This is a genomic window from Bradyrhizobium lablabi (genome assembly GCF_001440475.1).
GTDB classification, from domain to species: domain Bacteria; phylum Pseudomonadota; class Alphaproteobacteria; order Rhizobiales; family Xanthobacteraceae; genus Bradyrhizobium; species Bradyrhizobium lablabi.
In genome coordinates this window covers 1-19,517 of sequence record NZ_LLYB01000101.1, presented here as the reverse complement: position 1 = coordinate 19,517, position 19,517 = coordinate 1, and the positions used below count along the sequence as shown (strand labels likewise).

General features: G+C 62.6%; 19 protein-coding genes. 11 read left to right on the top strand and 8 right to left on the bottom strand.

The features are described 5' to 3' along the window. Together CQ14_RS46910 and CQ14_RS29110 are read right to left on the bottom strand one after the other, a co-directional pair. Positions 1-408, bottom strand: a 408-nt coding sequence (locus tag CQ14_RS46910) for an HAD-IA family hydrolase (protein WP_245320591.1), incomplete at its 3' end; no start/stop codon positions are given. Positions 409-477: 69 nt separating this feature from the next. Beyond that, the gene (locus CQ14_RS29110; protein WP_057861255.1) at positions 478-1,569 is read right to left on the bottom strand and encodes an ABC transporter ATP-binding protein; all 1,092 of its coding nucleotides are present in this window, start codon (positions 1,567-1,569) and stop codon (positions 478-480) included. A gap of 252 nt (positions 1,570-1,821) precedes the next feature. On the opposite strand from CQ14_RS29110, the gene CQ14_RS29105 reads away from it, so the two are divergent. Then, positions 1,822-2,769, top strand: a complete 948-nt coding sequence (locus CQ14_RS29105) for a LysR family transcriptional regulator (RefSeq protein WP_057861254.1) — start codon at positions 1,822-1,824, stop codon at positions 2,767-2,769. A gap of 124 nt (positions 2,770-2,893) precedes the next feature. On the opposite strand, the gene CQ14_RS29100 is transcribed toward CQ14_RS29105, so the two are convergent. The 5 genes from CQ14_RS29100 to CQ14_RS29080 form a co-directional block, all read right to left on the bottom strand. Next, positions 2,894-3,238: a DUF6614 family protein gene (locus tag CQ14_RS29100; RefSeq protein ID WP_057861253.1), complete on the bottom strand. Its 345-nt coding sequence runs from the start codon at positions 3,236-3,238 to the stop codon at positions 2,894-2,896. Positions 3,239-3,327: 89 nt separating this feature from the next. Beyond that, on the bottom strand, positions 3,328-3,795 hold the full coding sequence (locus CQ14_RS29095) for a MaoC/PaaZ C-terminal domain-containing protein (protein WP_057861252.1): 468 nt from the start codon (positions 3,793-3,795) through the stop codon (positions 3,328-3,330). Positions 3,796-4,027: 232 nt separating this feature from the next. Then, positions 4,028-4,918, bottom strand: coding sequence for a LysR family transcriptional regulator (locus CQ14_RS29090; protein WP_057861251.1), 891 nt, complete (start codon positions 4,916-4,918; stop codon positions 4,028-4,030). Between the two features lie 231 nt (positions 4,919-5,149). Then, positions 5,150-6,907 (bottom strand): adenylate/guanylate cyclase domain-containing protein, encoded by a 1,758-nt coding sequence (locus CQ14_RS29085; RefSeq protein ID WP_057861387.1) that lies wholly within the window; start codon positions 6,905-6,907, stop codon positions 5,150-5,152. Between the two features lie 52 nt (positions 6,908-6,959). Continuing rightward, complete coding sequence (locus CQ14_RS29080) at positions 6,960-7,925, bottom strand: ABC transporter substrate-binding protein (protein ID WP_057861250.1); 966 nt, start codon at positions 7,923-7,925, stop codon at positions 6,960-6,962. A 282-nt stretch (positions 7,926-8,207) separates the two neighbouring features. On the opposite strand from CQ14_RS29080, the gene CQ14_RS29075 reads away from it, so the two are divergent. Beyond that, on the top strand, positions 8,208-9,053 hold the full coding sequence (locus tag CQ14_RS29075; RefSeq protein ID WP_057861249.1) for an HD domain-containing protein: 846 nt from the start codon (positions 8,208-8,210) through the stop codon (positions 9,051-9,053). A gap of 10 nt (positions 9,054-9,063) precedes the next feature. Here the strand turns inward: CQ14_RS29075 and CQ14_RS29070 are convergent, their stop codons facing one another. After that, positions 9,064-10,716 (bottom strand): winged helix-turn-helix domain-containing tetratricopeptide repeat protein, encoded by a 1,653-nt coding sequence (locus CQ14_RS29070; RefSeq protein ID WP_057861248.1) that lies wholly within the window; start codon positions 10,714-10,716, stop codon positions 9,064-9,066. 178 nt (positions 10,717-10,894) lie between these two features. Between CQ14_RS29070 and CQ14_RS29065 the strand changes: the two genes are divergently transcribed. From CQ14_RS29065 to CQ14_RS42630, 9 genes are all read left to right on the top strand, one after another. Then, entirely contained in the window at positions 10,895-11,218 is a 324-nt protein-coding gene (locus tag CQ14_RS29065) for a hypothetical protein (protein WP_057861247.1), read from the top strand. A 49-nt stretch (positions 11,219-11,267) separates the two neighbouring features. Then, positions 11,268-12,050 carry a methanethiol S-methyltransferase gene (gene mddA / locus CQ14_RS29060; protein ID WP_082650076.1) on the top strand — a complete coding sequence of 261 codons (783 nt, stop codon included), beginning with the start codon at positions 11,268-11,270 and terminating at the stop codon, positions 12,048-12,050. A gap of 235 nt (positions 12,051-12,285) precedes the next feature. Beyond that, a complete protein-coding gene (locus CQ14_RS29055; RefSeq protein ID WP_057861246.1) occupies positions 12,286-12,762 on the top strand; it encodes a formate dehydrogenase subunit gamma in 477 nt (158 codons plus the stop codon). Further along, positions 12,759-14,315, top strand: a complete 1,557-nt coding sequence (locus CQ14_RS29050; protein WP_057861245.1) for a formate dehydrogenase beta subunit — start codon at positions 12,759-12,761, stop codon at positions 14,313-14,315. Before CQ14_RS29055 ends, CQ14_RS29050 begins: the two co-directional genes overlap by 4 nt. Positions 14,316-14,324: 9 nt before the next feature. Continuing rightward, positions 14,325-17,198 carry a formate dehydrogenase subunit alpha gene (fdhF, locus tag CQ14_RS29045; RefSeq protein ID WP_057861244.1) on the top strand — a complete coding sequence of 958 codons (2,874 nt, stop codon included), beginning with the start codon at positions 14,325-14,327 and terminating at the stop codon, positions 17,196-17,198. A gap of 3 nt (positions 17,199-17,201) precedes the next feature. Then, positions 17,202-18,038, top strand: a complete 837-nt coding sequence (fdhD, locus tag CQ14_RS29040) for a formate dehydrogenase accessory sulfurtransferase FdhD (RefSeq protein WP_057861243.1) — start codon at positions 17,202-17,204, stop codon at positions 18,036-18,038. After that, entirely contained in the window at positions 18,028-18,240 is a 213-nt protein-coding gene (locus CQ14_RS29035) for a formate dehydrogenase subunit delta (RefSeq protein ID WP_057861242.1), read from the top strand. Before fdhD ends, CQ14_RS29035 begins: the two co-directional genes overlap by 11 nt. Before the next feature lie 269 nt (positions 18,241-18,509). Then, positions 18,510-18,752, top strand: coding sequence for a hypothetical protein (locus CQ14_RS42635; RefSeq protein WP_082650075.1), 243 nt, complete (start codon positions 18,510-18,512; stop codon positions 18,750-18,752). A gap of 288 nt (positions 18,753-19,040) precedes the next feature. Continuing rightward, positions 19,041-19,298, top strand: a complete 258-nt coding sequence (locus tag CQ14_RS42630; RefSeq protein ID WP_082650074.1) for a DUF3551 domain-containing protein — start codon at positions 19,041-19,043, stop codon at positions 19,296-19,298. Positions 19,299-19,517 lie beyond the last annotated feature (219 nt).

Here is a 19,517-nt window from a genome sequence, read left to right as displayed (position 1 = left end):
GTCGTGGAAAGGATTATCGAGCGCGTGGGAATAGCACGACAGCGCGACGCGATCCGCATTGGTCATCGCCACCAACCGGAACCTGGTGCGCAGGCGCTTCAGCGCCTCGACCGAATCCGAAAACGGCTGCCAGCGCAGCACGGCGAGCTGGAAGGCATCGCAAGCGGCATCGTCGGCCGCTAGTCCCAGTTCCTTGGCGAGGTGCCGGTAGACATGGAACATCACTTCGCTCGACCGCTCCGGATGCGCATCACGGCCGCGCTTGTAGGACGCGAAGATCTGATCGTCGCTGAGCTCGGCCGCTTTTCGGCCGGAGATCCGGCGCACGGCATCGAGCACACCGGCCTCGAAATCGATCAAGGTGCCGACGACATCGAAAGTGAGAACCTTGAAGCTATCGTAGGACATTTTCATCTCTTGTTCTGGTTGGTCTGTGGTTGCACTTGCATTTGAATGTCGGCACTCATTCCCGCGGCTTTACTGCGCCTTCTCCTGCGCCTTAGGCACGACGATGGTGTCTTCGGGATGGAGAGTGACGGTGAGTTCGCCGCCTATCGGAGGTAACAGGCGCGAGGCCTGGTAATGGCTGGGCTGGCGCAGGCTGAGACAAGTCCCGTCGGGCAGTTGCAGGAACACGCGAAGGCTTTCGCCCTGATAGACGATGTCGGTGACCTTGCCGGCAAGACGGTTGAGCGCGGCATCCGCCACGCCGTCCGCGATCAGGAGTTTTTCGCTGTGCACCGCGAGCATCAGCGCCTCGCCGTCCGGGATCGCGCGCGCGCTTTTCAGGACGGCCGGCCCGAGCGCCACGCTGCAGGCATCGATGCGCCGGACCGGCAGCAGGCTCGCCTCGCCGATAAAGCTCGCCACGAATGAGTCCGCCGGATAATCGTGCAGCCGCTCGGGGCGATCGATCTGGACCAGCCGCCCGTCCTTGAGGATCGCGACGCGGTCACTCATCGTCAGCGCCTCGCGCTGGTCGTGAGTGACGTAGATGATGGTGGCGCCGATCCGCCTGTGCAGTTCGCGCAATTCGATCTGCATCGCTTCCCGCAACTGCTTGTCGAGCGCGGACAGCGGCTCGTCCATCAGGATCAGGCGCGGCTCGAAGATCATGGCGCGTGCCAGCGCCACGCGCTGTCGCTGGCCGCCGGAGAGTTGGGCGATGCCGCGCGCCTCGTAACCCGACAGCCCGACCATGGCCAGCGCGGCGCGCACTCTCGCAGCCCAATCCGCCTTTGGAATCCGGCGCGCGCGGAGTGGAAAGGCGACGTTCTCGCCAACGCTCATGTGCGGAAACAGCGCGTAGTTCTGGAACACCACACCGATGTCACGCTTGTGCGGCGGCAGGAACGTCACGTCGCGGCCGCCGAAATGGATCGAGCCGGACGAAGGCTGAACGAAGCCGCCGAGAATGCCGAGCAGCGTGGTCTTGCCGGACCCGGACGGCCCGAGCAGGGAGACGAACTCGCGCGGCGCAACGTTCAGGGTGACGTCATCAAGCGCCAGGACCGCGCCATAGCTCTTGCTCGCGGCCTTGATATCGACGCTCTCTCCGCCCTGGTCCAATGATCGACCCCGTTGCGTTGCCGAGGGCGTGCACCGATGCGCGCCATCGACGTCACCTGCGATCGCGCAAGCGACGGTTGAAACCGGCATGATCTCGTCTTATAGACCGGGCACTTCAGGCTAGCCCCCGAGGCTGTCCCTGCTGCGCCGGTTTTTCAATCCCGCCCGTCCTGGCAGACTATCGCGCAAGCCAACCAGAGTTGGCCGGCAGGGGCAATTGCCAAATTCTCACCGGCGGCATAACATCAGGTTATGCCTGACCTTCGACGGAAGCTGCCCTCGAGCCACGCGCTGTTCGTCTTTGACGCCGCCGCGCGCAACGGCAGCTTCACGGCGGCGGCGGCCGAACTGAACGTCACCCAGCCCGCGGTAAGCCGGATGCTCGGACAGTTCGAGGACTATCTCGGCGTTCGTCTGTTCGACCGCACCAATGGCCGCGCGGCCCTGACGGAAGAAGGCGAGATCCTCTATCGCCACGTATCGGATGGATTCCGCAGCATCGAGGGTGGCCTGATCGAGATCGACCGCCGCCGCAAGGGCACCGAAACCGTCACGCTCTCGGTGTCCTCAGCGTTCACCACCCACTGGCTGATGCCCCGCATCGACAAGCTGCAGCGCCAGTTTCCGACTGTCGATCTCCGCTTCCAGCTTATCTCCGGCCCGCTGCGCGGTCCGGTCGACAATGTCGATCTCGGCATGCGGTTTCGCGACCGATACGATCCCGCGCGGAACGGCGCGCTGGTCATGAAGGAAGTCATGCTGCCGATCTGCAGCCCGGCCTATCGCGACGCCGATAGCGCCGACGGGCCGATCGAGGCCAACACCATCATCCGCCTCGCCGATACACCGGGCGATTGGGCTGCCGAATATCCGGCCTTTCTCACCAAACGATCGGGACCCGCGAAGTCGCTGAGTTTTTCCGATTATGCGGTCGTGGTGCAGGCAGCGTTGCTCGGTCAAGGCATTGCGCTGGGCTGGCTCACGGTCGCAGCCCATTGGCTGCTGACCGGCGCCCTGGTCCCGGCCTCGGAAACCCTGACCACGACACGGCGGCTTTGCGAACTGGTGCACCCGCATGATCGATCGATCCGGCCGGTGGTCAGCGACATCAGAGACTGGATCATCGAGCAGATGCGCAGCGACATGGCCGCCATCGACCGGCTCTATCCGCGTCTACGGCTGATGCCGGCGAGTTACTAGGGCTGTACTCATAAAAGCGCGATTGGATAACAGTGCGTGATCAGTGTCCGCTTTGGCCCACTTTGCGGACTCAAGTCGGACATCTCGCGAGGTCCGAGGGGGGCCACAAGCGGAAGTTCGTTTCCTACGAGATGCGCGTCTCCAAAAAGAAGTCCGCGTCAGGTTTGACCAGAGAATTCATCGCAATGTGCAGCAAGTGTACGCGCTCGCCATGTTGCTTAACGTATTCGTAAGCGGCGCGCTCCCGTTCCAGATCCGGGTAGATGAGTTCACCTCGATACGTGAAGGCCGGTATCGTTTTGCCAAAGCCTTCCAGCGCTTCGCGACGCATGACGCGATAATCTGTGGCAAAATCCATGTCTATAAAATGTTGAAAAAAGGCGTGCAGCCTGGCCAGAAACTCCTCTTCACTCACCCCGTCACGTAAAGTGAAGATGCTGCTAAAGCTGACTAACGCATTATGCTGCATCGAGCGGTCTCTCTAGAGCTTGATCTGCAATGCGTGGTCGGAGAGCACACATCTCGTGGGTGGAAGCGGTCTCGGACAGATATAGCCTTTCAACTCGCGCTCGGCGCGTCCGCGCCCGGTCGCCGCGCAACGAAAATGGTGGAAATGCATTCCAGCACCGTCTCGCGCTTTTGATTGCGCAGCAGGTTTTTGTTGCGGACGATGCCCCACTCGGGTTTCGATTTCGAGGCGCGCAACTCCAGAATGGTCATTTCGAGATCGAGCGCGTCACCCGGGCGTACCGGGTTCGTCAGCTTCAGCTCTTCCCAACCCAATCCCATTAGGACCTGATAGTGCGGCTGAAGCTGACTCGAGAGTAGGATGTAGACCGCAAACGTGTTCGACCCCGATGCCGTCAATCCGCCAAACACTGATTTCGCCGCTGCTTCCTCGTCGATGTGGCGTGGTATCGGATCATATTGTTTCGCGAACCGGATGATCTCGTCCTTGCCAAGGAGGTAGGGTCCAGCCGTGCTGCGGCTCCCGATTTCCAGTTCTTCGAAATAAAGGTTGGTCATCGATGCCTCCGACGCAGAAGCGAGTACCGGCCTACGCCCTCGAAGCCGTCCGGATAAGCTACCGCGAGTCCGACGGAAGGAAAACACCTCGAAGTTCGGTTTCTTCGCCTCGCTTCAGGAAGAAGGACTGCTAGGGGTCAGGCTCGGTCATTCGGCCAATGTTGGCTTGATGTCCGGTTTGCCTGAAAGCGGACACGCTGGGCGATTTATGAGCGCCCTGGCACGGCACGATCTACTCCAGCGTCGGCGCCACCTCGCGGGCGACCTGCACCAGCGCTGCGATCAGCGGCGTCATCGGGTCGCGCTGCGGAACCACGAGGCCGATGCTGTAGTCGACGACGGGATCGACGATCGGAATGCTGCGCACGGAATCCGACAGCCCCAGCGTCTCCGCAAGCTTGGCCGGCATGACGCTCGCCCAGCGCCCGGTCTTCACATGGGTGTAGAGCACCAGCAGCGAGTTCGAGGTCAGCGTCGGCGTCGCCTCGGCCCCGACGGACGCCAGCGCGCGATCGATGATGCGGCGGTTCTGCATGTCCGGCGTCAGCAGGCACAGCGGCACCTGCCCGACCTCTTTCCAGGTCACCCGGTCGCGATCGCCGAACATGGCATCAGGCGCCGTCAGCAGGCGATAGTTCTCGTTGTAGAGCGGAATGGTGCGCACCTTGCCGATCGGCTCGTTCTCGATATAGGTCAGCCCGGCATCGACCTCGAGATTTTCCAACAGGCCCAGCACGTCGGCCGAGGTGCAGGACTGGATGCGAAAGCGCACGTCGGGATAGCGCGCGCGGTACGGCGTCGTGAGCTGCGCCACCATGCCGAGCACGGTCGGGATCGCGGCGATCCGGATCTCGCCGGAGAGCTTGTCCTTGAGGCTGTTGATCTCCTGCCGCATCGCCCGCGCATCGCCGACAATGCGCCGCGCCCAGTCGAGCGTGCGCTCGCCCTCCGGTGTGAAACCCTGGAAGCGCGAGCCGCGCTGCACCAGCATGACGCCGAGGATCTCCTCGAGCTGCTTGAGGCTGGTCGACATGGTCGGCTGGGTGACGCCACAGGCTTCCGCAGCCCGTCCGAAATGCCGCTCCTTGGCGAGCGCGAGCAGAAGTTCAAGCTTGTCGATCAAGGCGTCATTCCCAGGAAGTTAAACATTTGTGGCAAGGGCCCCCGCCCGGCTCGCCACAGATAGCACGGGCGGGCAGCCGCCAATACTTCAAAAGCGGCGTCGGATGAGCATGTTGCGTGATCGATTGGATTGTCAAATTGGACGATTTTTCGCCGTTATCGGATATGCCAGCCGCGCAGGATGGGTGGTGCGAAGCGATACCCATCGCCATGCTGGCCGGCGTTGACGCCGTTAGCTGACGAGATCCAATTCGGGCGATGTGCGACGCCGCATGGGCGCGTCGGCACGGACCACGGCGAAAACTTCCAGTGCACGATCGTAGCCCTTGATGGTCCGCTCTCCGATGGATGCCAGCGCGATGCAGCCCTTGGCATGACCGCTAACGACCGGATCCACCAGGATCTGCCTATCCTCCGCCAAGCCGCAAAGCCGCGATGCCAGATTGACCACGCTTCCGATCGCCGTGTAGTCGAGGCGTCCGTGCCAGCCAAGCGTTCCGACGGTCGCGGGCCCCATCGCGATACCGACACCGAAACCAATGGCGCAGCCGCGGGCGTTCCAGGAATCGGCGAGCGATTGCACCGCAGCCTGCATGTCGATCGCAAGCCGCACGCCACGCTCCGCCGGATCGTCGCAGGCGACCGGCGCGTTGACGAGGACCATCACGCCGTCACCGGCGAAGCGGATCAAAGTCGCCGAGTGGCGCTCCGTCACGGCGCCAATCGCTTCATAATACTCCCGCAGCACCGCGATAATGACATCGGGCTCGGCGCGCGCGGAAAACGCGGTGAAGCCGCGCAGATCGCCGAAGATCGCAACCACCTCCCGGCGATGTCCGTCGAGCAGCCGCTGATCGGAGTGTTCGACCAGCTCGGCCACTTGCGGCGCCAAGAACTGCTTCAGGCGATTGATGCGCTCGGACTTCTGCTGCGAGACCGCGAGTTCCTCCGCCATCTGGTTGAACCGGACCGCCAGTTGCTCCAGTTCGTCGCGGCTCTGGATCGAGATGCGGTGGTCGAGTTGCCCCATCCCGATCCGCTCGACGCCGGCCTCCAATTGCCGGATCGGTCCCCACATGCGGCATGCCCGCCAATAGGCCAGGACAAACGCGAAGACGATTCCGAGGCCGATGAGGATCAGGGAACGCCACAGCGCGGCGCGGATCGATTCGTACGCCTCCTGTACGGGCTGTTCGGCAATCACCGTCCAATCCAGATTGGCGGCACGCACGGAAAGTGCGACCACGGGCATACCATCCTCGCCGGTCGTGGTGATCGCGGATCCGTTCGCGGCGCTGACTTCTGACTTGAGCCGATTGAAGTCGCCTGCCCCGGCGCCGCTGCGCAGAACCAGGCTGATATCCGGATGGGCAACAAGACGCCCTGTGTCGTCAACAATGAGCGCGTGGCCGGTATCGCCGATCTTGATCCTCGCAATGATGTCCCAGATCAGTTTCAGGTTGATGTCGGCAATGACGATCCCGGCGGCCGCGCGGTTTCCCGCCACCGCGATCCGCATGTAAGGCTCGGAATCGTGCCGATAATGCACCGGGCCGTACCAGACCCGGTTGGCGCGCGCGCCGACCACCGCAGGATCCGCCGACATGTCCGCGCCGGCGCCGGTTCTGTTCATGCTGACGCGGGATACGAAAACGCGTTCGGTACCGGTCGGGTCGACCATCGAGAGCGAAACGATCGCCGGCACTTGCTGCAGCAGGCGCAACCCGTCGATCCGGCGCCGGTCGTCCTCGCCCTGGGTCCAGGGAAACTGCACGACCCAGCCGAGCTGATCGCGTATTCCGTCGGTGAACGCCTGTATCCGGTCGGCCGCCGAGCGGGCCTCGACCTGGAGAAGTTCATCCAGATCGAACCTGTTATCGCGAAAGGCAAACCAGGCTTCGGTTGCCGAGCCAAGCAGCAGCGGCACCACCACTGCGACAAACAGTGTGGTGAAGTACTTGACGAACAGCGAGCGGCGCGGACGGGTCACCGAAACAACATCCAAGCAAAAGAGTTTCAAACCAATATGAGATACACCTGCTTCATTCGATCACCCTGTTGGCGCGAAACAGGACGGACGATTTGTCGAGGTCGATGCCGAGTTGTTCGGCTGTCCTGAGATTGACGACCAACTCGAACTTCGTAGGCTGCATGACGGGAAGATTGGCTGGCTTCTCGCCGCGCAAGATCCGGTCGGCATAGGTCGCGAGCCAGAAATAGGTCGCGCGCTGGTTGGCCCCGTAGCTCAGCAATCCGCCGGCCTCACAATATTCGCTCCAGCCGAACATCGACGGCAGCCGGTGCGCGATGGCGAATTGGGCAATCTTGTTCCGGTGTACCATCGTCAGAACATCCGGGAACACCAGCAAGGCGTCCGCACGGGCCTCCCCCGCCGCGGCAAGTCCGGCGTCCAGCGCGTTCGGGCCGGCGAAGGGAACATAGACCGGTTCAATGCCCAGCTTTGCCGCGGCCTCCCGGGTCGCGCGCCATTCCGATTGTTCTCCCGGATGGTTGCTGTTCGAAAACACGGCCAGCCGGCGCAGGGTCGGCACGACCTCCTTGAGCAACTCAACGCGCTTCCCCGCCAGTTCAAGCGAAAGGAAAGTCGAGCCGGTGAAGTTGCCGCCAGGTTGACCGAGACTCTCGACGACGCCCAACGCCACCGGGTCGCCGCTGAGGGCAAACAGGACGGGAATGTCCTTGACCTCCGTCAGCGCGCGCGTCGCAGGACCGCTCGATACGGCAAGATCGATATTGCCGCGCCTCAGTTCGGCCACCACCTCGCGCAGCGCATGGGGATTGCCGAAGTGTAGTTCGAGGGCGAGGTTCTTGCCCTCGATATAGCCGCGCGCTCGCAATCCCTCCCTGAAGCCGTCCAGAAACGGGTCGGGCTGGGATTGGATGGAGACCCAGAAAATTCGATAGACCTTTGCCGAATCCTGAGCGAACGCGGCGACCGGCCAGGCCATCGCAGCACCCGCAAGCGCAATGAATTCTCGTCGTTTCATGCCGGCGAATATGGCCCGTATCGGCGCGCCGCGCTTAGAGCCCGTATTCAGATAATCTGAAGATAATCTTGATTTTGGCTTGGCGGGCGATGTCGCCAGCGCCCGCCGGCCGCAAAATGCGTCACGGCAACTGACCCACCGTTATCAAACCGGCCCAGACTGCCTGCGGCGCAGCATGAAGCGGGCGATACCCGGCACACCCAAACAACGTGCTATGGTGCTGGTGTTGCACCGATACGCGAATATTGCGTCTACACCGCACAATCGAGATGGGGTGTTCAGATGATCACGATCCCGGAACTGGTAGCGCAAGCCCTCGGCACATTTCTGACCGCGGAAACCAAGAGCCGGTTTGGCTCCTCCCAAGCCCGACTGGCGGAGTTCCTGCCCTATGCCGCCCGGCTCACATTGGAGTGCATCGGCAACAGCGACGCGCTCTATCACAACGTCGAGCATTCCCTGCTCGTTACCCTGGCCGGCCACGACATCCTGATGGGACGGGCGGTGCTGCGGCCGACGACGCCCGACGACTACGCCAACTTCATCCTGGCGTGCCTGACCCACGACATCGGATATGTCAGAGGAACCGTTCAGGGAGATGACAGCGAGTCCTATGTCGCCGACCTCAGCGGCCGAACCATCCGCCTGCCGAGAGGCTCGTCCGATGCGTCGCTGGCGCCCTACCATGTGGACCGCTCAAAACTGTTCGTCTTCGAACGCCTCGACACAATGGACGAAGTCGACGCCAGCCGGATCGCCAGAGCGATCGAATATACCCGCTTTCCCTACCCGGAAGCATCGGGCGACGATCTGATCGAAGAGGAAGGATTGTTGCTGCGCGCGGCTGACCTCATCGGCCAGCTCGGCGACCCCAATTACCTGAAAAAGTCGAATGCCCTGTTCTATGAATTTCAGGAGATCGGCCTGACCAAGCAGCTCGGCTACGAGACGCCGGCTGATGTCGTCTACAAATATCCGCAGTTCTACTGGAACAACGTCGCGCCGCAGATCCAGACAGCGATACGCTATCTCAACGTCACCTCAAGGGGACGGCAATGGATTGCAAACCTATATAGCAACGTGTTCCGCGCCGAGCGCGAAATGAACCTGTCCGGTCCGCAGCCGTGATCACGCCAAGCTAGGCGCGCGCGATACCGGCGACACGCAGGCCTTCGACGAAGCGATCGATGAAGCCACGATCATTGCAGAAGAACAGCTCCTGTCGCGCCGTCTCGAGGTTGTAGTTCGGCTTGCGCTGCAGCAGTTCAGCAGCCGCCGCCTTCGCCTGCGCCTTCTCACCGAAAAGTCCAAGCGACGCGGCAAGGGATGCAAAGGCCTGGTAGGTGACATTGGGCTGCCGTGTCGCCCTTCGAGCGAACTCGGCTGCTATGTCGTATTCGCCGAGGGAGAAGTGCGTCCAGGAGCGGACGTGGTGGAAACTCCACAGATGGCTGTCGCGCGGACTGAGCATGGTCGCCTGATCGAGCAGCGTTTCTGCCTCGATCTCCCGCCCGTACCAGAGCAAGTTGAATCCTTGCGCGAAATAGGCTTGCGCAAAGCTCGGATTGAGCTCCAGGGCTACGTCGAGAGCTGCCAGCGCTTCGTCATTCTGATGGGTCAAACAGAGGGCTCGTCCGAGGACGCAGTGGCAAAAACAATCGAGGTCGTCGAGCGCGACGGCAGCACGGGCCTGACGCAACGCCGCTTCCAGTCGCGCCGGACGATCTTTCGGCTCGTCAACAAAGGCGCGCTGCAAATTGACGTAGCTGAGAGCGCCGTGGCCGCGGGCGAAATTCGGATCTGCTGAAATCGCCCGCTGAAAATAAGCTTCGGCCGAATCGAACCCCGGCGTGGTGAAGCGCCAGAAGTTCCACAGACCGCGCTGGTAGCAATCCCAGGCATCGAGGCTTTCCGGCGCCTTGCGGGCGGCGAGTTGCTGTTCGACCTTGGACAGCTCAGGCTCGATCGTTGCGGCGATCTGGCGAGCCATCTCCTCCTGGATATCGAAGATATACTCCAGCTTCAGATCGTATTTGTCGGCCCATAATTGCTGTCGATCGGCCGCCCGGACCAGTTCCGCCGTTATCCGCACGGCATCGCGACTCTTGCGAACGCTGCCGACGAGCACATACCTGACACCCAGTTGCTCGCCGATTTCGCGCGCGTCCACCGTCCGTCCCTGGAACGCCATGGTCGAGTGCCGCGAGATGACCGAAAGCCATCGGTTGCGGGCGAGGAGACGAATGATGTCTTCCGTCAACCCGTAACTGAAATAGTCGTTCTCGGGATCGTCAGACATGTTTCCAAACGGCATCACGGCGATCGACGATCGCGTGACCGCCTCTGCCTTGATGGATTCCGAGACGACGTCATCAAGGCGGGGCACTTCGGCAAAAACCGAGACGCGGTGTGGGGGATGGTCCGGCGTAACCGCATCGTCAGGAACGAGCGGCGCGGCCTCTACGTCGGCTTTCGGCGCATCGATGGCATGAACATCGCCGACAAAGCGGAATCCCCGCTTATGCAATGTCCGAATAAAGAGCTGGTCGTTTCCATTGTCGCCAAGCGCGCGCCGGGCGCCGTTGATGCGGCTGGAGAGCGCGGCTTCGGAAATGATCCGGCCATTCCAGACCGTCTCGATCAGCTCGTCCTTGCTGACGATCCGGTCATGGTTGCGCACCAGGTGAACGATGAGATCGAAGACCTGGGGCTCGATATGCACGGCTTCGCCTAGCCTGCGCAGCTCATGCTGGCTGAGGTCGATTTCATATTCGGCGAATCGGTACTGCACTACCACCTCTGTTATTCCGACGCGAGGCAGGTCCGCCACTATCAGGCGGTTTACGATACAAACTAAGTAAAAACAGTCACTTCCGGATGAAAAACAAAGGTCTTCTCAAGGACTCCGCCAAGCGGGAACACGAATCCCAATCTACAGACGGGCCAATCATCGTTCAATCGGAGATCCCATGATTGGCCTGTTGCTCAATCCCACCAAGCCGGCTGTTCCACCAGAAGGCTTGTTGCCGCACGACGGCGCCGCCCGGCCTTGCGCGCCGATCGAGGCAAGCCCCATCGCCGCCCCGCTGATTCTGCCCTCGCGACTGCGCGGCCTTCTCGACAGCTGGATGGCCGCCGCCATCGCCTACCGCGATCGGCAAGCCGCCTGGCTCGCGGCGCATCAGGCCGGAGATCGCGACCTGAAAAACAAGCGCATCTATCTCAGCCCGATCGACCCCGCACTCGAAAGAGCCGCGCGGCGTCGCAAGCGGAAACGCCTCGAGCTGTCCTGAACAAAGCATTTGTCCGACGTCACCATTTCCAAAACCAAGGAGATTTCGAATGTCGATTACGATGCAAAATGGTCCGAATGCGGCGCGTCCCGCCGTTGCCTCCCTTGCAACGAGGTTGCTTACCCTCTGCTATGGCGGCCTCGCCTACCTGATCTTCTTCGGCACGTTTCTCTACGCGGTCGGCTTCGTCTCGGGATTTGTCGTACCCAAGACCGTCGACACCGGTCGTGCGGCCTCGCTGACGACCGCCTTGCTGGTCAACCTGGTGCTGATGTCGATTTTCGCCGTTCAGCACAGCGGCATGGCGCGGCAGGGCTTCAAGAAGCTGTTCGCGCGCTTCGCCTCGCCTGCGATCGAACGCTCGACCTATGTGCTGCTGGCGAGCCTTTCGCTGATCCTGCTGTTCTGGCAATGGCAGCCGATGCCTGCGGTGGTCTGGCACATCGAAGCCCCTATTCTCGCCGGCGTCGTGACCGCAGGCGGCTTTCTGGGCTGGCTCATCGTGCTCTACAGCACCTTCCTGATCAGCCATTTCGAGCTGTTCGGATTGACCCAGGTGGTCTCGCATTTTGCCGGACGCGTGGTTGAGCCCATGAAGTTCAAGACGCCCGGCCTCTACAGCCTGATCCGACACCCGATCTATCTCGGCTTCATCATTGCCTTCTGGTGCACGCCGACGATGACGCTCGGCCATCTGCTGTTCGCTGCAGTAACGACAGCCTACATTTTCGTCGGCATCTATCTCGAAGAGCGCGATCTGCTGTCGATGTTTGGCGATCAGTATCGGCGCTATCGCGAGAAGGTGGCGATGCTGGTGCCAGGCGTTTTCTGAAAACGGCGTCTAAATGTGCAAATGCGCCCGTCAGGACCGAGCTGGCGGGCGCGTTTCATTGCGCAATGTGACGATAATCAGGCGTTAACCGCAATCCGGTCGCCATGAACCCATAGGCATTGCCTATGTCCTTGTCTTGATTGCGTTTTGAAATCGCAACATGAGACAGCTTTATTGATATTCCGCGCGATTCCCCTACTCATCAGAGTGCACAACCTCTGATGAGAACGCGGAAATGACATCGGTATACGAACCTTGGAATGAGGCGCGCGGCGCCGAGATCATCGCCGAACACGACAAGCTCGAAGGCGCGACGCTCGTCATCCTGCACGCGATGCAGGAAGCGTTCGGCTACGTGCCGGAGCCCGCCATTCCGATGATCGCATCCGCGCTCAGCCTGTCGCGCGCCGAGGTGCATGGCGTATTCACCTTCTATCACGACTTCCGTCACGAACCCGCCGGCCGCCATGTGCTGAAAATCTGCCGCGCCGAGGCGTGTCAAGCCGCAGGCGGCGACGCGCTTGCCGCTCGCGCGGAAGCCAAGCTTGGCATCGCCATCGGCAACACCACTCCCGACGCACGCGTCACGCTGGAGCCGATCTATTGCCTCGGCCTCTGCGCCACCGCGCCATCGGCGATGCTCGACGGCCGCGTCGTCGGACGGCTGGATGAACAACGCCTCGATGCACTGGTTGCGGAGGCGCAGCGATGACGATGCGCATTTTCGTTTCCAGCGACGCCGGTGCAGTCGCCGTGGGCGCCGATGACGTGGCCCGCGCGCTGGAACAGGCCGCCATCAAATCCGGCATCGCCGTCGAGATCGTCAGGACCGGATCGCGCGGGCTCTATTGGCTCGAGCCGATGATCGAGGTCGCGACATCGCAAGGTCGTGTCGCCTTTGGCCCGGTGAGCGCGGCGGACGCTGCGTCCGTGTTCGATGCGATGACCGCCGGTTCTCCTCATCCGCTGCGGCTCGGCCTCACCGAGGAGATTCCCTGGCTGAAGCGGCAGACCCGCCTGACGTTCGCGCGTTGCGGCGTGATCGATCCCCGCTCGGTCGGGGATTACCGCGCCCATGACGGCTACAAGGGGCTGGAGCGCGCGCTGACGCTCACTTCCGATGAAATCCTTGCCGATGTTACGGCGTCCGGATTGCGCGGCCGCGGCGGCGCCGGTTTCCCGACCGGCATCAAGTGGAAGACGGTGGCGCAGGCCAGCGCCGACCGCAAATATATCGTCTGCAATGCCGACGAAGGCGACAGCGGCACCTTTGCCGACCGCATGATCATGGAAGGCGATCCCTTCGTCGTCATCGAAGGCATGACGATCGCGGGCATCGCCGTCGGCGCCACCAAGGGCTACATCTACATCCGCTCGGAATATCCGCATGCGGTGGCGGCGATGAACGCCGCGATCACGGCAGCCCGGCGCACCGGCTATCTCGGCGAGCGCATCGTCGGATCCAACCACACTTTCGATCTCGAAGTCCGGGTCGGCGCCGGCGCCTATGTCTGCGGCGAAGAGACTTCGCTGCTGGAAAGCCTGGAAGGCCGCCGCGGCATCGTCCGCGCCAAGCCACCCCTGCCGGCACACAAGGGCCTGTTCGGCCGGCCGACCGTGATCAACAACGTGCTGTCGTTCGCGGCAATCCCCTTCATCCTCGCCGGTGGCGCCAAGGCTTATGCCGATTTCGGCATGGGCCGCTCCCGCGGCACGATGCCGATCCAGCTCGCCGGCAACATCAGGCATGGCGGGCTGTTCGAGACCGCGTTCGGTGTCACGCTCGGCGAACTCGTCGACGACATCGGCGGCGGCACGTTTACCGGCCGCCCGGTTCGCGCGGTGCAGGTCGGCGGGCCACTCGGGGCGTACTTCCCCCGCGCGCTGTTCGACACGCCGTTCGACTATGAAGCGTTCGCGGCGCGCGACGGGCTGATCGGCCATGGCGGCATCGTCGTGTTCGACGATAGCGTCGACATGGCAAAGCAAGCGCGGTTCGCGATGGAATTCTGCGCGGTCGAATCCTGCGGCAAATGCACGCCGTGCCGGATCGGCTCGACGCGCGGCGTCGAGACCATCGACAAGATCATCCGCGGCGAACGCACATCCGAGAACCTCGCCGTAGTCGAAGACCTCTGCAACACCATGAAATTCGGCTCGCTCTGCGCGCTCGGCGGCTTCACGCCCTACCCCGTCATGAGCGCATTGAAACATTTCCGGGAAGATTTTGGCCCGGCACCGGCCACGCTGCAGGCCGCGGAATAGGAGAACGCCATGTCGCTGATCCAGGAAACCGATTTCGGAACGCCCCGCTCCAAATCCGAGACGATGGTGACGCTCACCATCGACGGCCAGAGCGTCACGGTGCCCGAGGGCACCTCGATCATGCGCGCGGCGATGGAAGCCGGCACGCAGATTCCAAAACTCTGCGCTACCGACATGGTCGACGCGTTCGGCTCCTGCCGGCTGTGCCTGATCGAGATCGAGGGCCGCGCCGGAACGCCGGCGTCCTGCACCACGCCTGTGATGAACGGGCTTGTCGTCCATACCCAGACCGAACGGCTGAAGAAGCTGCGCAAGGGTGTGATGGAGCTCTACATCTCCGACCACCCGCTGGACTGCCTGACCTGCGCCGCCAACGGCGACTGCGAATTGCAGGACATGGCGGGCGCCGTCGGCCTGCGCGACGTGCGTTACGGCTATGAGGGCGAGAATCATGTTTTCGCCAAGTCGGACGGCTGCACCAACGACAACTGGATGCCGAAGGACGAGTCCAACCCCTACTTCACCTACGATCCCTCGAAATGCATCGTCTGCTCGCGCTGCGTCCGCGCCTGCGAGGAAGTGCAAGGCACCTTTGCGCTGACGATTTCCGGCCGCGGCTTCGACAGCCGGGTGTCGCCCGGCATGAGCGAAAGTTTCCTCGGCTCCGAATGCGTGTCCTGCGGCGCCTGCGTGCAGGCCTGCCCAACCGCGACGCTGACCGAAAAATCCGTCATCGAGATCGGCCAGCCCGAGCATTCCGTGGTCACGACCTGTGCTTACTGCGGCGTCGGCTGCGCCTTCAAGGCGGAGATGCGCGGCGAGGAAGTCGTTCGCATGGTGCCGTGGAAGGATGGCAAGGCCAATCGCGGCCACTCCTGCGTCAAGGGCCGTTTCGCCTGGGGCTACACCACCCACAAGGAACGCATCCTCAAGCCGATGATCCGCGAGGATATCGCCGATCCCTGGCGCGAGGTATCGTGGGATGAGGCGTTCAGCTTTGCCGCCGCCAAATTCAAGGGCATTCAGGCCAAGTATGGCCGCGACGCGGTCGGCGGCATCACCTCCTCCCGCTGCACCAATGAAGAGACCTATCTGGTGCAGAAGCTGATCCGCGGCGGTTTTGGCAACAACAACGTCGATACCTGCGCCCGGGTCTGCCATTCGCCGACCGGCTACGGTCTAGCGACGACGTTCGGCACCTCGGCCGGCACGCAGGACTTTGACTCGGTCGAGCATACCGACGTCGTGATGGTGATCGGCGCCAATCCGGCATCCGCCCACCCCGTGTTCGCCTCGCGGCTGAAGAAGCGGCTGCGCCAGGGCGCCAAGCTGATCGTAGTCGACCCCCGCCGCACCGAGATGGTGGAAGGGCCGCATATGTCGGCGCTGCATCTGCCTTTGATGCCCGGCACCAACGTTGCCGTGCTCACGGCGCTGGCGCATGTCATCGTCACCGAAGGCCTCGTCGACGAAGCCTTCGTGCGCGAGCGTTGCGACTGGAGCGAGTTCGAGGAATGGGCCGCCTTCGTGGCGCTGCCGAAGAACAGCCCGGAATCGACCGCGATCATGACCGGTGTCGATCCCAAGGTGTTGCGCGAAGCGGCACGCCAGTTCGCCACCGGCGGCAATGGCGCGATCTATTACGGCCTGGGCGTCACCGAACACAGCCAGGGTTCGACCACGGTGATCGCGATCGCCAACCTCGCGATGGCGACCGGCAATATCGGCCGTCCCGGCGTCGGCGTGAACCCGCTGCGCGGCCAAAATAATGTCCAGGGCTCCTGCGACATGGGCTCGTTCCCGCACGAACTCCCCGGCTATCGCCACATCTCGGGCGATGCCGTGCGCGACCAGTTCGAGGCGATGTGGAACGTCAAGCTCAACCCGGAACCGGGCCTGCGCATTCCCAACATGTTCGACGCCGCGATCGAGGGCACGTTCATGGGCATCTATGTGCAGGGCGAGGACATCCTGCAGTCCGACCCCAACACCAAGCATGTGGTGGCCGCGCTGTCGTCGATGGAATGCGTCATCGTGCATGACCTCTTCCTCAACGAAACAGCGAATTACGCCCATGTGTTCCTGCCGGGATCGACCTTCCTGGAAAAGGACGGCACCTTCACCAACGCCGAGCGCCGCATCCAGCGCGTCCGCAAGGTGATGACGCCGCGCAACGGCCTTGCCGACTGGGAAGTCACCATCGGCCTTGCCAAGGCGATGGGCTATGACATGCACTACGATCATCCATCGCAAATCATGGACGAGATCGCGGCGTTGACGCCGACCTTCACCGGCGTCTCCTACGCCAAGCTCGACGAACTCGGCTCGGTGCAGTGGCCCTGCAACGAGAAGGCGCCGCAAGGCACGCCGGTGATGCACATCGACGGCTTCGTGCGCGGCAAGGGCAAGTTCGTGATCACCGAATATGTCCCGACCGACGAACGGACCGGACCTCGGTACCCGCTGTTGCTGACGACGGGACGCATCCTCAGCCAGTACAATGTCGGCGCGCAGACCCGCCGCACCGACAACGTCGTCTGGCACAGCGAGGACCGGCTCGAAATCCATCCGCACGACGCCGAACAGCGCGGCGTCCGTGATGGCGATTGGGTACGGCTGGCGAGCCGCGCCGGCGAGACCACGCTGCGGGCGGAGATCACCGACCGCGTGGCGCCGGGCGTGGTCTACACCACCTTCCACCACCCGGACACGCAGGCCAACGTCATCACCACGGACTTTTCGGACTGGGCCACCAACTGTCCGGAATACAAGGTCACGGCGGTGCAGATCTCGCCGTCGAACGGTCCGTCCGACTGGCAGAAGGCCTATGACGAGCAGGCCCGCCACTCCCGCCGCATCGCGCCGGCGGAAGCCGCGGAGTAAGGCATGCCCGATCCGGTCTACACCGCCGATCGGCAGATCTGGCGCAACGGCCAGCTCGGCGAAGGCGCGCGCCTGATCCCGGAGGAGACGGCCATCGCGCTGACCTACAATGGCGGCACCTATGCCGTCATGATGGGTACGCCGCAGGACCTGCGGGACTTTGCGATCGGCTTCAGCCTCAGCGAAGGCATCGTGCAGTCGCCCGATGAGATCGAGACGCTCGACGTCGTGGAACTCGACAACGGCATCGAGCTCAGGATGTGGCTGAAACCTTCCAGCGCCGAGCTGGTCAATGAGCGGCGGCGGCATATCGCGGGCCCGACCGGTTGCGGCATTTGCGGCGTCGAGTCGATTGCGGAAGCCATCCGTCCCGCCGCGATCGTGCCGAAGGGGCGCACCTTCTCGCCATCGGAGATCATGACCGCCATGGCGAGCATGACCCTGCTGCAGCAGATCAACATCCAGACCCGCGCGGTGCATGCGGCCGCGTTCTGGACGCCGGCGCACGGCCTCGTGGCGTTGCGCGAGGACGTCGGCCGCCACAACGCGCTCGACAAGCTCGCCGGCGCGCTGGCACAGGCTGCCGTTCCCGTCGCCGACGGTATGGTACTGCTGACCAGCCGGGTCTCGGTCGAGATGGTACAGAAGACCGCTGCGATCGGCGCCCCGCTGATGGTCGCGGTGTCGGCGCCGACCGCGCTGGCAGTGCGGACGGCACAAGCCGCCGGCATCACGCTCGCGGCGATTGCCCGATCCGACGGCTTTGAAATCTTCACGCATCCGGAGCGGATTGCGGTTCCACAAACCCCCGGCGTTGCGGAGGCTACCCATGTCGCCTGATCGATTGATCTACATGGCCAACCAGATCGGAAAATTCTTCCAGAGCCAGGGCCACGACAGGGCCGTGCCGGGGATTGCCGAGCACATCAGGAAGTTCTGGGACCCGCGGATGCGCAAGGCGATCTTTGCGCATCTGGACGCGGGCGGCAGCGGGCTCGATCCCAATGTCCGCGACGCGCTCGAGACGCTGAAGAAGGCGTAGACAGCGATCCCATAGTTCTCCGGCAGATCGCGCCATGGTGCACCCGAACCAGAAGCCAAAGGTGCCATTGAGCACGCGACGGTCATTCACCCGCCGAACGCCGCGCTCGCTCCTATCGCAATTGCCTCATACGGACATCAGGACTCGCGACAAGCGACTCGAAGCCAGCCCCTATCAATGCACTCAGTTGGCCTGATACGATGCCTCGCTGGGGATTGACCGTCCATCGGCGCTGACCGAAGGCGTCATCCTGCAAGGAGGGCCCTGGAATGAAGAGGACATTGGCTGCCTTCGTCGCGGTGGCCACGATCGCTGGTTCGCTCGCCGCGACGCCCGTAAGCGCACAGCCTGGCGTCGCCGCGGGTGTCGCGGCTCCGGGCCGCTATTATGTGCCCGCTCCTTACGGAGCAAGTCGCGGGCCATACGACGATTTTGGCAGTTGCGAATGGGTGAACCAGCGTTTCTGGGACGGCCATGGCTGGCGGGTCCGCCGGGTGCGAGTCTGCGGCTGATCCGCGATTACGGTGAGATTGAACGGCTCGTAGCGACCATCGACGTCGAGCCGAGGCCGTCGAAATGACCAGGGCCGTTTGATCCGTCAGGGGACTTCGGCGCTATCAAGTCGCGCGCGTGTATTTCGATTGACCTGACGCTCTCTTAAACGCCGAGTAGATGGACGGGTTACGAGCCATGGAAGAGTGTGAAAAGGTTACCAAGTAAATCGATAAGGTGTTCTACGCTTCGGCGACCCGAGAGATGCTTCGATTCAGAGCGGCTTGGCATCAGGAGGAGAAATTGAAATGCGCAAGTCCATTGGAGCCGTAGCGTTTGTAGCCATAGTGTTCACAGCGCTATCGGCATCTGCTCAACCCAACGATCCCTACGATTATCCCTACTGCCTGCAAGGCAAGGATTACGGCCTCCCGGGCTTGTGTCAGTTTACAAGCTACCAGCAGTGCCAGGCATCGGCCTACGGAACATTTTCGTATTGTGGCGCGAATCCTCGATTTGCATACGGATGGCAACAGCGCGGCTGGCGACCTTACCAAGTGCGATGATCGACCCAGTTGCGACGCGTCTCAAATCGTTATGCCTGAGAATGGGCGTGATCTTGTGACGGGTCCGTCCTTCGGGATCGTTGCAAGGTGATCGAGTGAGCCTTGGCGACTTCTCCGTTGTTGGCACTTTTCAGAAGTGATCGACCTTACTGACGATGTCCGCTCGTAGGGGATACCGTTGAAGAAGTCGGTCCGCGACCGCGGGCGCCCCCAATGCAG